General features: G+C 70.4%; 11 protein-coding genes and 1 pseudogene. 5 read left to right on the top strand and 7 right to left on the bottom strand.

Annotated features, from left to right (window positions below; genetic code table 11):
- Positions 1-173 precede the first annotated feature (173 nt).
- Positions 174-1,091, bottom strand: a pseudogene (locus ACFYTQ_RS26620) (tryptophan 2,3-dioxygenase family protein); the annotation flags it as partial.
- A 262-nt stretch (positions 1,092-1,353) separates the two neighbouring features.
- Between ACFYTQ_RS26620 and ACFYTQ_RS26625 the strand changes: the two are divergent.
- The gene (locus ACFYTQ_RS26625) at positions 1,354-2,340 is read left to right on the top strand and encodes an AraC family transcriptional regulator (protein ID WP_387366514.1); all 987 of its coding nucleotides are present in this window, start codon (positions 1,354-1,356) and stop codon (positions 2,338-2,340) included.
- 16 nt (positions 2,341-2,356) lie between these two features.
- Here the strand turns inward: ACFYTQ_RS26625 and ACFYTQ_RS26630 are convergent, their stop codons facing one another.
- On the bottom strand, positions 2,357-2,818 hold the full coding sequence (locus ACFYTQ_RS26630) for a MarR family winged helix-turn-helix transcriptional regulator (RefSeq protein ID WP_387366517.1): 462 nt from the start codon (positions 2,816-2,818) through the stop codon (positions 2,357-2,359).
- Between the two features lie 103 nt (positions 2,819-2,921).
- On the opposite strand from ACFYTQ_RS26630, the gene ACFYTQ_RS26635 reads away from it, so the two are divergent.
- The gene (locus ACFYTQ_RS26635) at positions 2,922-3,566 is read left to right on the top strand and encodes a nitroreductase family protein (protein WP_387366520.1); all 645 of its coding nucleotides are present in this window, start codon (positions 2,922-2,924) and stop codon (positions 3,564-3,566) included.
- A gap of 8 nt (positions 3,567-3,574) precedes the next feature.
- On the opposite strand, the gene ACFYTQ_RS26640 is transcribed toward ACFYTQ_RS26635, so the two are convergent.
- Positions 3,575-4,588 (bottom strand): hypothetical protein, encoded by a 1,014-nt coding sequence (locus tag ACFYTQ_RS26640; RefSeq protein ID WP_387366523.1) that lies wholly within the window; start codon positions 4,586-4,588, stop codon positions 3,575-3,577.
- 178 nt (positions 4,589-4,766) lie between these two features.
- Here ACFYTQ_RS26640 and ACFYTQ_RS26645 point away from each other — a divergent pair, with 178 nt between their 5' ends.
- A complete protein-coding gene (locus tag ACFYTQ_RS26645) occupies positions 4,767-5,345 on the top strand; it encodes a TetR/AcrR family transcriptional regulator (RefSeq protein ID WP_387366873.1) in 579 nt (192 codons plus the stop codon).
- Here ACFYTQ_RS26645 and ACFYTQ_RS26650 read toward each other — a convergent pair.
- Positions 5,340-6,569, bottom strand: a complete 1,230-nt coding sequence (locus ACFYTQ_RS26650) for a PucR family transcriptional regulator (protein ID WP_387366526.1) — start codon at positions 6,567-6,569, stop codon at positions 5,340-5,342. The two genes, ACFYTQ_RS26645 and ACFYTQ_RS26650, sit on opposite strands and share 6 nt — an antisense overlap.
- A gap of 294 nt (positions 6,570-6,863) precedes the next feature.
- Between ACFYTQ_RS26650 and ACFYTQ_RS26655 the strand changes: the two genes are divergently transcribed.
- The gene (locus ACFYTQ_RS26655) at positions 6,864-7,979 is read left to right on the top strand and encodes an esterase/lipase family protein (protein WP_387366529.1); all 1,116 of its coding nucleotides are present in this window, start codon (positions 6,864-6,866) and stop codon (positions 7,977-7,979) included.
- A gap of 20 nt (positions 7,980-7,999) precedes the next feature.
- Entirely contained in the window at positions 8,000-9,310 is a 1,311-nt protein-coding gene (locus ACFYTQ_RS26660) for a lipase family protein (protein WP_387366532.1), read from the top strand.
- Here the strand turns inward: ACFYTQ_RS26660 and ACFYTQ_RS26665 are convergent.
- The 3 genes from ACFYTQ_RS26665 to ACFYTQ_RS26675 all read right to left on the bottom strand — a co-directional run bounded on the left by ACFYTQ_RS26665 (position 9,267) and on the right by ACFYTQ_RS26675 (position 11,955).
- Positions 9,267-10,112: an SDR family NAD(P)-dependent oxidoreductase gene (locus ACFYTQ_RS26665; RefSeq protein WP_387366875.1), complete on the bottom strand. Its 846-nt coding sequence runs from the start codon at positions 10,110-10,112 to the stop codon at positions 9,267-9,269. The two genes, ACFYTQ_RS26660 and ACFYTQ_RS26665, sit on opposite strands and share 44 nt — an antisense overlap.
- A gap of 71 nt (positions 10,113-10,183) precedes the next feature.
- Positions 10,184-11,008: an SAM-dependent methyltransferase gene (locus ACFYTQ_RS26670; RefSeq protein ID WP_387366535.1), complete on the bottom strand. Its 825-nt coding sequence runs from the start codon at positions 11,006-11,008 to the stop codon at positions 10,184-10,186.
- A gap of 44 nt (positions 11,009-11,052) precedes the next feature.
- Positions 11,053-11,955, bottom strand: a complete 903-nt coding sequence (locus ACFYTQ_RS26675) for a helix-turn-helix domain-containing protein (protein WP_387366538.1) — start codon at positions 11,953-11,955, stop codon at positions 11,053-11,055.
- Positions 11,956-11,987 lie beyond the last annotated feature (32 nt).

Here is an 11,987-nt window from a genome sequence, read left to right on the forward strand (position 1 = left end):
CAGACCGCGCGGCGCACGAGCACGCCGAGGGCATCGTCGTAGACGCTGGCGTCGTAGAGGGCGCGGCGCACCTCGGCGGCGGCGGTGGGGACGTCGTCGTGGCGGGCGGCGAAATCCTCCGACTTGCCGCCGAGCGCGAACTCCAGGGCCCGGTATTTGTAGGAGCCCGAACCCGAGGCGTCGCCGAGCGCGTCGCGGAAGTCGCCGAACTCCACCGGCGACAGCGTCGAGAGCAGATCCCAGAATCCGGTGAGCAGCCGCACGCCCGCGGTGGCCCGGCGCAAATGCCAGCCCGACGCGCCGAGATCGTCGCCGACCATGGCGTCCTGGGCGGCGCGGACCTCGCCGAGCACGAGCGCGAACAGCAGCTCCTTGGCCTGGCCCGCGAGGTAGAAGGTGGACTCGGCGGGTTGATCGGTGCGCGGGTGGTGCAGGGCGTGCAGCACGGTGAGCGACTGATAGTCCAGATACGAGCTGCCGGTGGCCGCGGCCGGGCGCATCGCGCGGGCGTGCAGGTCGCGGAATTCGCGCGGCGCCTTGTCGCCCTCGTAGTGGTGGCCGAAGCGGCGATCGTATTCGGCGAACAGTTCCGGATCGTCGTGCACGAACAGAATGTCGTGAAAGGCCATGCGCCGCACCGCGATCAGCGGCACCGGCGAGCGGGAGACGGGGAATTCGGGATTGCGGGCGGCGGCTTCGGGGCAGTCGGGATGGAACTGCCCGACCATGAGGCCCGCGGCCGCGGCGGGCCGGCGCAGTCGCCGCTGCGCGGTGTCGAGCAGGCGGCGGCGGTGCGCCGGCAGCCCCTCGACAACGGTGACGAGCGCGGTGAGCGGGTGCCCGTCGCCGTGCGGTTCGAGGTCGGTGAAGCGATCGATTCGGGCGCGCTGATCGGCCACGAGGGCCTCGACGCCGTCGCCGGGTTCCAGGCGCACGGTGCGCAGCCGCACGGCGTCGGCGTCGCGGGCGGCCCCGATGAAGGGGCAGACCGGGCCGCGGCGGCCGATCGCGGAATTCGACGCGGCGAGATATTCGATCATCCATTTATCGACCGTGTCGCGGATACTGTCGGGGGTGCGATGTTCTTTCATGAATGTCCCTTGCCGTGAGCGTCGCGTGGAATATCGAACGGACCGGTTCGATTCGGCCGTTTCCCGTCAGGCTCGGGCTAGCCGTCGATACCGGCGACAATCGCCGAGTGCGCGCACCGGCCGAAAGTCTGCGTGAAACGTCCGCGATTGAAGATCATCCGCGCCGGACCGGAAATCTCTTGCGGGAAAGGGTTATCCGCCCGCTCAGTGGGAATGTCCGCTGCATCACGGACCTCGCGGGACACCCGATGCGGGAGGGGCAATGGCGGATTCGCCGACCGTGCTGGAAACGCATGAACTGTTTCGCACCACCGACCCTTCGGCGGCGTGCGCGCGCAACAGCCGAATATTGCGGCGCCATTCTCTGCGAACGCTCGGGACGAGTCCACCGTTCGAGGCGATCCATTGTGCGACCCGATGGGGCACGGTGTCGGTGCACCGCTGGAGTTTCGGGCCCGCGGTCGAATTGTCGGGCGCCCCGGGCGCGGACGCGTATCTGGTGACGGTGCCGTGCCGGGGCCGCATCGCGACCGGCGCGGGCCGGGGGCGCGCGGACGCGGCGATCATCGCCAATCCCTTCCGGCCGTTCTCACTGTGCTGGTCGCCGGGCTGCGTGGCCCTGACGGTGCGCATCGAATCCGCCGCGCTGACAACACATCTGGCGGCGATGCTGCGCCGCCCGGTGTCGACGGGACCGGACTTCGGGCCGGTGTTCGATCTGCGCGGGCCCGGCCGGGCATGGGTGCGCTTGATCCGGGCGTGGATCGACCTCGCGGAGGTGTCCCCGACGCGGCTGGGTCACCCGCCGATGGCCGCCGCGATCGAACAGTCGCTGATGACCGGCCTGCTGGTGGCGGCACACCACGATTTCTCCGAGGCCCTGCTGGGCGCGGACACGACCCCGCCACCGCTGCGGCGGGTGCTCGAACGCATCGAGCGGGACCCGGCCGCCGACGCGACGGTGGCGGAACTGGCGGCGGCCGCGGGCCTGAGTGTGCGTGCGCTGCAAGACAATTTCGCGCGCTACCTGTCGACGACGCCGACGGCCTACGTGCGCGAGGCCCGCCTGCGCCGCGCCCACGCGGACCTGCTGGCGACCGATCCCGCGGACCGCGGGGCGGTGGGAGCGGTGGCGCGGCGATGGGGTTTCGGCAACTCGGGGCGGTTCGCCCGGGAGTACCGCTCCCGCTTCGGACAACCACCCGGCCAGACCCTGCGGGAGCGGCCGGAGCCGCCGCGCGACCACTGAGATCGCTGCGCGCCGGTCACTCCGCGAACAGCAGTTTGCCCAGCAATCCCGTGAGCTGAGCGCGTTCGGCCGCGGTCAACGCCCCGAAGGTGGTCGCCAGGAATTCGGGAATCGCCTTCTCCGCCTTGGCGAGCGCACGCCGCCCGGCCGGGGTGATGGTGACCGCGTAGGCGCGGCGGTCGGCGGGATCGCGCTCCCGCCGGACGAATCCGGAGCGCTCCAGATCGTCGGCGATCCCGACCATCACGCTCCGATCGATGCGCAGTTCGGCACTGAGCACCTGCTGCGAACACGAGCCGACGGCCGCCAGCATCTTCAGAACCAGGTGCTGTCCCACACCCAACCCGTTCTCCGCCGCGGCGGCGTCGGCCGCCCGCGCCACCGCCGCCGAGGCACGGCACAGCGCGATATCCGGGCGTTCCGCGGCGAGCCGGGGAAGATACGCACCCTGCGCACGCGCATCGGTCCTGGGGGGCATGTCCCCAAACCTAGCATATTCGTCTGCGGGGAGATCGTTTGACAGCAGATCATTGCAATCGTATGGTCACAAATCATCTTGCCCAAGATGATTTGGAGATGCCATGACGCTCCCGCTGTCCGCCGACGAGGTCCTGTCCACCACCCGCGCGGTGCGCAAACGCCTCGACCTCACCCGACCCGTACCGCGTCGGCTCATCGAGGAATGCGTCGATCTCGCCACCCAGGCGCCCACCGGACGCAACCGGCAGCGCTGGCATTTCCTCGTCGTCACCGACAAGGATCGGCGCGCCGCCGTCGCCGAGGTCTACCGCCGGGCGGTGCGCGTCGCCGAGGCGGCGCCGCTGAGTTCGCGCGATCTCCAGCGGATGAACGCGCACGGGTCCTGGCCCCGGATCGCGGCCGGCGTCGACTATCTCTACCAGCACATTCACCAGGTTCCGGCCTTCGTCATCCCGGCCGTGGAGGGCCGCACCGACCGCGCGAGCGTCGCCGAGCAGGCCGGAACGTGGGGTTCGATCCTGCCCGCGGTGTGGAGCTTCATGCTCGCCGCCCGCGCCCGCGGGCTCGGCACCGTCTGGACCACCGCCCAAGCCCCCCTCGAACGCGATCTGGCCCGCGTCCTCGGCGTCCCCTACGACCAGGTCATGCTGGCCGCCTTCATCCCCCTCGCCTTCACTCTCGGCACGAATTTCCGCCCCGCCCAACGCGTTCCCCGCGACCAGGTCCTGCACTGGGACTCGTGGTGACCGGAACATCACCCGCTGTGCGACGCGGCGAGGATCTTCTCCGCCCGATTGTCGACATACTTCGTCACCGCCTGCTGCCCCGCGCCGAGCGCGGTGACGATCGCCAGCAGCCCGGGCCAGGAACTCGGTGAGGTGTTCACGAAATCGCTTCGGACGACGGCCGATCCGATGAACGCGACCAACGGCCCGAAGGCGATCTTCAGAAACGCCTGTTGCAGGGGCAGATTGAACGGGCTCTTGTCCGAGGGCACCTCCGACATCGCCGGTATGGCGGTGAACAGCGCGCCGATCGCGCCGAACAGCATGATCAGCAACGCGAATTTCCACGGCGTGATCGGAGCCAGGTCCGGGGGCACGGAAATGAAACGCACCTCGGGCAACCACGCCTGCGCGACGACGACCAGGGCCAGGAAGGTGACGCTCGCGGCGGAGGCGAGAATCAACCGGTTGCGCAGATGCCGGGCCTCCTGATTCGCCTGATCCGCCTGCCGGTGCGAGGCGCGCAGGACATCGACGATCGAGGAACGCAGCTCGGCGGCGCGCACCGCCGTACTGCGCTGTCGCAGTGGGGTTTTCCAGCGGGGCGTGGCATCGCGCGCCGCCTGGCGGAGTTCGTTCAGATGGGTGACGCGCCGATCGCTCGCGGGCAGATAGACGTCCGCGTGCGCCAGGGCGTCGTCCACGCGCCGGAGCAGCGCGGCGTCCGGGAGCAGGGCCGGAATGCGTTCCTCGACCTCACGCAGACGCGCCCACGCCCGCTCGATCTCCGTGCCCCACCACCATTTCAGCGGCCCCACCCGCTGCTGGGTCGCGGCGTTCGCGTCCGCGAGCAGACACAGCAGATGAGCCGATTGCGTCCGCTCCGAATTCGTCCAGTGCGACCGGTCGATCGAATCCAGTTCGCCGACCAACATGGTGCGCCGCCGCTGCACGGCCTGACGCCACGCGGCGGTGAATTTCCATTTCGACGGAACCAGATCGCAGTCCCGTACCGGCCCCCGCTCGCTCGTTCCAGTCCCCATGTCGCCACCGGCTCTCCGCCCATCGCCAGGAATACCCGCCGCCGAGCAGAACCATTTTCCCACGGGTGATCGGACCGGACGAGGGGATTGATCACCCGTGCGGCCATGACCGGATCGGATGTAGTACTCTGAACGAAGTGATTTGAGGCGTCGTACGACAGAGGGAGCGGTGTCGACAGTGGTGCGGACGAATCCCGAACGCCGACAGGCCCTTCTGGACGCCTCGATCGAGGTGCTGGCCCGGGAGGGCGCGCGCGGGCTGACCTTTCGGGCGGTCGATCAGGAGGCGGGGGTGCCCGCCGGAACCGCCTCCAACTACTTCCCGAATCGGGACGCCCTGCTCGTCCAGGTCGGGAACCGCTACTACGAGCGGCTGATCCCCGGCGAAGACGCCCTGGCGAAGGCGCGCGAACCGCAGACCCGCGAGAGCATGACCGAACTCATGACCGAGGTGGTCGATCGCGTCTCCCAGTTCCGCACCGGCTACCTCGCCATCCTCGAGCTGCGCCTGGAGGCCACCCGCCGCCCGGCCCTCCAGGCCCTGCTCACCGAGCGCGTCCGCGCCGACCTGGACTTCAATATCGACAACTACCGGCGCTCCGAACTTCCCGGCGACGCCGACGCCGTCGTCCTGCTCTACCTCGCCCTGAACTGGCTCATTCTCGAACGCCTCACGCTGCCGACGATTTTCGACGAGCACCGCGCCGCCGAACTGGTCCGCACGATCGTGGAACGCGCCATCCCCGCCGAGTCATGAGGCGGCCGCCTCCTCCGCGTCGGCCACCGGATACAGCCGGTGCACCGTCAGCGCCGCCGCCAGCAGCCGGGAGCTGTTCGGATCCATCGGGTCCATGCCGGTCAGCTCGCCCACCCGCCGCAGCCGATAGCTGAGCGTATTGGGGTGGACGTGCAGGTGGATCGACGCGCCCTTGCGGTCGGGCCCGAAACGCAGGTGCGCCTCGAGGGCCTCGAGCAGGTGCGGGGCGCGCAGCAGGGGAACGATGCGGGCGGCCAGGCGATCTCGGGCCGCGCCGGGGCGGGTGAGCTGGTATTCGAGCAACAGATCGTCGAGGCGGTAGACACCGGGCGGGCGGCCCGAGAGGCGGGCGAGGGTGGCGAGTTCGGTCGTCTCGGCCGCGGCGCGGGGCAGGTCCGCGCGGGCGACGGCCTCGCAGACGGCGAGATGCGTGGGAGCCCCGAACTTCTCGGTGAGCACGGCGGCCAGACCGGACTCCGGCACACCCGCCGACAGCTCGGAATACGTTGGTACGAGCGCGATTCCGGACGATCCGTCGAACGACACCAGCGCCGCGCCGTGGGTGGCCGCGTCGAGGGTGCGGTGCAGGACGCGAATGCGGCGGCGGGCCAACAGGTCCGCGGCCGCGGAGACGGGTTCGTCGGGGGTGATCCGGATCGCGACGACGGTGTAGCAGTCGGTGAGCGGGGTGTCGGCGCGCGCGGCCAGTTCGTCGGCGGGCTGCCCGAGCAGCAGCGCCGAGCACAGCTCCCGGCGCGCCTCGCGTTCGGCGTCGTGGATGGACCGGCCGACCTCGGTGTAGGTCTCCATGACGATGATGTTGATGTTCATCAGCAGATCGAGCAGGCCCGAGCCGACCACCACCAGCTGATCCATCTCCTCGGGTGCGGCGAGCGCGGCGGCCTCGGCGAGCAGCGCCTGCGCCGAGGCGTGGATGGCCTCGATGAGCGTCGCCAGCGGCAACCGGTCCTCGGCGTGGCGGGCCGCGACCGGGCCCACGAAGGCCAGCACCTCGGCGCGGGTGAACTCCCGATTCTCCTCGATCGCGAGCATCACCGCGCGCCCGCAGGCGTAGATCGCGGGCAGCACCTCGGCGCGAAAATGGTTCTCCGGCAGGCTTGCCGCGGGCGCGGTGGCGCCGAGCCCGTCGGCCAGCAACCGCTCGGCGATCCGGGGCCACCGGCTGAGCAGGCGGGCGAGCAGCGGCGACGCCGCGGTGGACATTGATGATCCGGCCGACATAGGCCGATTGTCACCGAGCACGTCTCCCGCGACAACGCTTCGCCCTCTTCCGCGAATATCTTGTCTCCGCCGACAATTCGGCCCCTACCCCTTTCGTCCCGCAGTGCAGTGACGAAAGTTACGGCGGCCCTGGAGACTTCATAACAGGCCGCGACGCGGAACGAATCCACCAGACCTCCTGGACATGGCCGGGACGCGACGAATCCACCAGATCTCCTGGGCATGGCCGCTGTGCGGAACGAACGGATGTAGAAAATGTTTGCGACGAAGCAAAGAATGCGACGGGTCATCGCGTGCGCCGGGCTGGCCGCGGGCCTGGCCCTCACCTCTGGAGTCGGCTTCGACCACCCCGCGAGCGCGGCACCGGAGACCGAGCTGAACTCCTTCGCCGATCTCGTCTCGGCCGGACTCGCGCCCGCGCCCGACGGCAGACGACCCGAGGCGATCGTCGACAGCGGCAGCGGTTCCACCTGGGGGCGCAGCAGCGCCGCGGCGGCGATCGGCGAGGGGCCCGAAACATCCACGGCGCTCACGGCATTCGCGTGGGGCCTGACGAATCCGAACGCGGCCCCGGCGGGCGCGAACCGCTGGGACTGCGCTCCCACCGCGGCGCATCCGCGGCCGGTGGTGCTGCTGCACGGCACCTGGCTCAACGCCTACGACACCTTCGCCGCGCTCTCGCCGCGGTTGGCGCGCGCCGGATACTGCGTCTTCGCGCTCAACTACGGTCGCGCCGGGATCGCCGACGGCGGCGGGCTCGGCGCGGTCCTGCCGGGCCGGTACGGCGTCGGCCCGATCGAGGAATCCGCCCGGCAGGTCGCGGAATTCATCGATCGGGTGCGCACCGCGACCGGGGCGGACAAGGTCGATATCGTCGGCCATTCCCAGGGCGGCACCGTCGCCGACCGCTACCTGAAATTCGAGGGCGGCAGGGACAAGGTCGACAAGGTGGTCACCTTCGGCGCCACCCATCACGGCACCTCGCTGCTGGGCCTGGCGACGCTGGGCCGCGCCATCAACAACCTCGGGGTGAACATCCTCGGCTTCTACGAACCGATCGTCGGCCTGTCCAATATCCAGCAGGTGGTCGGCTCCCCGTTCTACGCCACCCTCAACGCCGACGGCGACACCGTGCCGGGGGTGGAGTACACGGTGGTCGCCTCGCGCTACGACGAGGTCACCAACCCCTACGACTGGACCTTCCTGCGCGCGGGCGACGGCGCCACGGTCCACAACATCACCCTCCAGGACGGCTGCGAACAGGACGTCTCCGATCACCTCACGCTGCCGTATTCACCTCGCGCGGCGAGCATCACGCTCAACGCGCTCGACCCGGCCACCGCGACCCCGCCGGTCTGCGCGTTCAACCCGTGGCTGGTCGGCGGTTCCTGACCTTCCGAAAGGACCCTCGAATGCTGCTCGCCCCCGAATCCCGCCCCGGCCGACCACCGCGCCCCGAACACGACGAGTTCTACCGTCCCCCAGTCGATTTCGCCGACCACCCGCCCGGCGCGGTGCTGCGCGCCCGGACCGTCGAACTCGCGCTGTTCGGCCTTGTGCGGCAACGGTTTCCGGCCTGGCAGCTGCTGTATCGCACCTGCGATCTGCACGGCCTGCCGGAGGTCGCGGTGACGACCGTGGCGCTGCCCGCCGGGGCCGATCCGGCGGCGCGGCGGCCGCTGCTGTCGTTCCAGTGCGCGATCGACGGCGTCGGCTCGAACTGCTTCCCCTCCTACGCCCTGCGGCACCGCGCCCGCGCGCTGGGCGCGGTGCCGCAACTGGAACTGCCCGTCATCGCCGAGGCGCTGGCGCGGGGCTGGGCGGTGTCGATTCCCGACCACGGCGGCATGGGTGGCCACTTCGGCGTCGCCCGTGAACCCGGCTATCGCGCCCTGGACGCCGTCCGCGCCGCGCTCGGATTCGCCCCGCTGGCATTGGATTCCACGACGCCGATCGGCTTGTGGGGCTACTCCGGCGGCGGTCTGGCCACGGCCTGGGCCGCCGAGACGGCCGCCGACCACGCCCCCGAACTCCGGATCGTCGGCGCGGTCGCGGGCTCCCCGGTCGGTGATCCCGGCGCGGCCTTCCTCCGGCTCGACGGCTCGTGGCTCGCCGGTTTCTCCACCGTCTGCGTCGCGGCCCTGCGCCGCGCCTACCCCAACCTGAACCGGCTGCTGCACCGGCACGCGCGGCCCGAATTCCAGCTCCGGCTGGCCGAGGCCAGCGCCCGCACCACGCTGTCGCTCATCCCCCGCTTCGCGGGCGAGCGCCTCGACGCCCACCTCGACACCCCCTTCCCGGACCTGTTGCGGGAACCGGAGATGCGCCACGTCCTCGACGACATCCGCCCCGGCCGCCACGCCCCCGCCATGCCGCTGCTCATCATCCAGGGCGTCCACGACGAACTCATCGCCGTCGCGGACATCGACCGGCACGTGGCCCGGTATCGCGCCGCCGGAGCCCACGTCCGCTACCTCCGCGACCGCCTCAGCCTCCACCTGCCCCTGCTGTACCTCGGCACGCCGGTGACGATGAATTGGCTCGCCGACCGCTTCGACGGCCGGGATCTCCCGCCGGGCCGGACCGAAACGGTCTGGTCGCTCGCGGCGGGCAGGCGAGAGGCGTTGGGGCACTTGCGCTTTCTCGCCCTGATCGGCCGTGTGCTGCGTGGGCGGCCGATCACCGCAGCCGCGCCCCCGCTCCGCTCCCGTCCACATCCGTGAACCCGTACCGCGCGGCGAGTTCCGCGGTCGTGCGCCGCTCCCCCGAGATCTCCAGGGTTTCCGGATCGGCGGCCAGCGCCGCGACCGCCCGGCCCACGAAGCGGGGCGACTCGGCGTGCGAGATGTCGAAGGTGCCCGCGCCCGGGATCTCCACCACCCGGCGGCCGTCGTCGGTGGTGGTCGCGCCGGTGGCGACCAGTTCGGTGAACACCAGTCCCGGCCACAGCGACACGATCGCGATTCCCTTGGGGCGCAACTCGACCGCCATGTCGGCGGTCATCTTGTCGAGCCCGGCCTTGCCGACGCCGTAGACGACATTGTGGCCGTAGGAGACCGCGCCGGAGGAGGAGATGTTGACGATCAGTTTTCCGGGGCGATCGTTCGCGAACAGCAGCGGCGCCGCGTACAGCGTTGCGGCGTAATGGGATCGGAGCCCGATATCGAGGACCTGGTCCCAGGCGCCCAGCGGGAGTTCCCAGAAGGGCTTGTGCAGCCACGGGGCGAGGTCGGGCGCGGAGAAGACATTGTTGACCAGGATGTCGAGGCCGCCCTGTTCGGCCCGCACCCGATCGAACACCGCCGCGACCTGCTCGTCCTCGTGGTGGTCACACGCAACCGCGATGCCCGTGCCGCCGAGTTCGCCGATCTCCCGGGCGGTTTCGCCGATCGTGCCGGGCAGCGGCCCGGGTTCGGTCGTGCGCCCGGTGAGATACACCGTCGCGCCCGCCGCCCCGAGTTCGAGCGCGATGCCCTTACCCACGCCCCGGCTCGCCCCCGTGACCACGGCGACCTTGTCCGCCAGCGGCCGCGTCACCCCGTCCTCCCCGATACCGTTGCCCGCCACCGACTCCGGCTTCCCGTCCCGCGCACTGTTCACGGCTTGTACCCCACCCCGGCGAAGTTGCCCGGACGCGCCTGGTCGTCGGGGTTCACCGGCTCCTCGGGCCGCCAGTCGGCGGCGTAGACGAGGCCGGGCTCGACGAGTTCGAAACCGTCGAACAGGGCCAGGATGTCCTCGCGATCGCGCATGGTGAGCGAGTCGGACGTGTCGGCGTACATATCGGAGATCTCCGCGGCGAGCTGCTGCAACTCCGGATCGACCTCCGACATCGAGGCATGGCTCAGCGCCACGTAACTGCCCGCGGGCAACCGGTCGCGCAGCCGCGCCATCAGCTCGCGGGGGCGGTCCGCGTCCGGGATGAACGGCCACACGCTGACCGTCAGCAGGCCCACCGGCTGATCGAAGTCGATGAGCCGCCGCGTCTCCGGGTGATCCAGGATGACCTCGGGGCGCCGCAGATCGGCCTCGACGACCGCGGTGATGTCCATCGCGTCCTGCTGGCGCAGCAGTTCGTCGGCGCGATTGACCGCCTCGAGATCGTTGTCCACGTACACCACGCGGGTGTCGGGGGCGATCCGGCGGCTGATCTCGTGGGTGTTGCCGACCGTGGGCAGCCCGGAGCCGATGTCCAGGAATTGCCGGATGTCCTGTCCGACAAGGTATTTCACGGCGCGCCGCAGGAAGGCCCGATTGTGGTGCGCCCACGCGTCGGCGAACGGGAACACCTCGAACAGGTGCTCGCCGAAGATGCGGTCCACCTCGAACACGGCCTCGCCGGACAGGTAGTAGTGGTAGAGCCGCGCGGACGACGGTCGGCTGACGTCGATCTCGCGAGGTTCGAAGTCGGGGGCGTTCATCCCGGAGCTCCTCGAGGGTGCGGTGATACTGATTGAGCGAACGGTCAGGGACCGGTGACGGTCTTGCGGCGTAAGGACCGCGCGACCTTGTCGATGAAGCGGCGGCTCTCCTCGGCGTCCAGCGCCGCGGCCGACAGCCGCGCCCACACCGTCTCGCGGGCGGCGATGGCGTCCCGGTCGTCGAAATAGCGGATATCGCCCTGACTTTCGACGATGGCGACGTCGAGGTCCCCGGCGACGCCGGGCGAGGGCACCCGCACGAGCGTGAACCGGTCCTCCATGCCCGCCCCGGCGATCACCGTGGTGAAGGGCAGCACCTGGATGAGCAGATGCGATCGCAGGGACAGCTTCTGGAGATATTCGAGCTGTTCGATCATGGTGGTGCGGCCGCCGTGCGAGCGGCGCAGGCACGATTCGGACAGGATGGCGTGCAGCCGAGGCGGATTCGCGGCGTCGAGGATCTCCTGGCGGGCCAGCCGGGCCCGCACCGACTCCTCCACCGCCGACCGGGCCGCCGCGGAGATCTCGCCGTCGACCGGTTCGTGCAGGGCCCGGACGTAGGACTCGCACTGCAACAGACCGGGCACGATCTCGGCCTCGGTCACCCGCACCAGCGCGGCGTGCGCCTCCAGATCGACCAGCAGCCGCAGGTCCTCGGCGTAGGCGCGGCGGTGACCGCTGGTCCAGTAGCCGCGCTTGTGCCCGTCGCGGCGCAACTCGCGCAGGACCTCGAGGTAGTCGGGGTCGGTGACGCCGAGCGCGGCCGCGAGCCGTTCCAGATCGCCCACGGTGATGATCCCGGAACCGTTGAGCAACATGGCGATTCGGCTCTGGCTGGTCTTCAGGATCGCGGCCACGTCGCTCTGGCTCACGCCGGCCGTCGCCATCATGTGCTCGATCTCGCGACCCAGCAACAGCTTTCGCGCGGTGCGAAGTCGCGTGCCCATACCGCAGAGCGTATCCGCAGAACGGGCGCGCG

The organism is Nocardia sp. NPDC004068, from assembly GCF_042874315.1.
In the GTDB taxonomy this organism is placed as follows: domain Bacteria; phylum Actinomycetota; class Actinomycetes; order Mycobacteriales; family Mycobacteriaceae; genus Nocardia.

Bases quoted from the DNA above. Each gene is read 5' to 3' on its own strand.
- ACFYTQ_RS26625 (WP_387366514.1), top strand. From the start codon at position 1,354: ATGGCGGATTCGCCGACCGTGCTGGAAACGCATGAACTGTTTCGCACC.
- ACFYTQ_RS26630 (WP_387366517.1), bottom strand. From the start codon at position 2,818: ATGCCCCCCAGGACCGATGCGCGTGCGCAGGGTGCGTATCTTCCCCGG.
- ACFYTQ_RS26635 (WP_387366520.1), top strand. From the start codon at position 2,922: ATGACGCTCCCGCTGTCCGCCGACGAGGTCCTGTCCACCACCCGCGCG.
- ACFYTQ_RS26640 (WP_387366523.1), bottom strand. From the start codon at position 4,588: ATGGGGACTGGAACGAGCGAGCGGGGGCCGGTACGGGACTGCGATCTG.
- ACFYTQ_RS26650 (WP_387366526.1), bottom strand. From the start codon at position 6,569: ATGTCCACCGCGGCGTCGCCGCTGCTCGCCCGCCTGCTCAGCCGGTGG.
- ACFYTQ_RS26655 (WP_387366529.1), top strand. From the start codon at position 6,864: ATGCGACGGGTCATCGCGTGCGCCGGGCTGGCCGCGGGCCTGGCCCTC.
- ACFYTQ_RS26660 (WP_387366532.1), top strand. From the start codon at position 8,000: ATGCTGCTCGCCCCCGAATCCCGCCCCGGCCGACCACCGCGCCCCGAA.
- ACFYTQ_RS26670 (WP_387366535.1), bottom strand. From the start codon at position 11,008: ATGAACGCCCCCGACTTCGAACCTCGCGAGATCGACGTCAGCCGACCG.
- ACFYTQ_RS26675 (WP_387366538.1), bottom strand. From the start codon at position 11,955: ATGGGCACGCGACTTCGCACCGCGCGAAAGCTGTTGCTGGGTCGCGAG.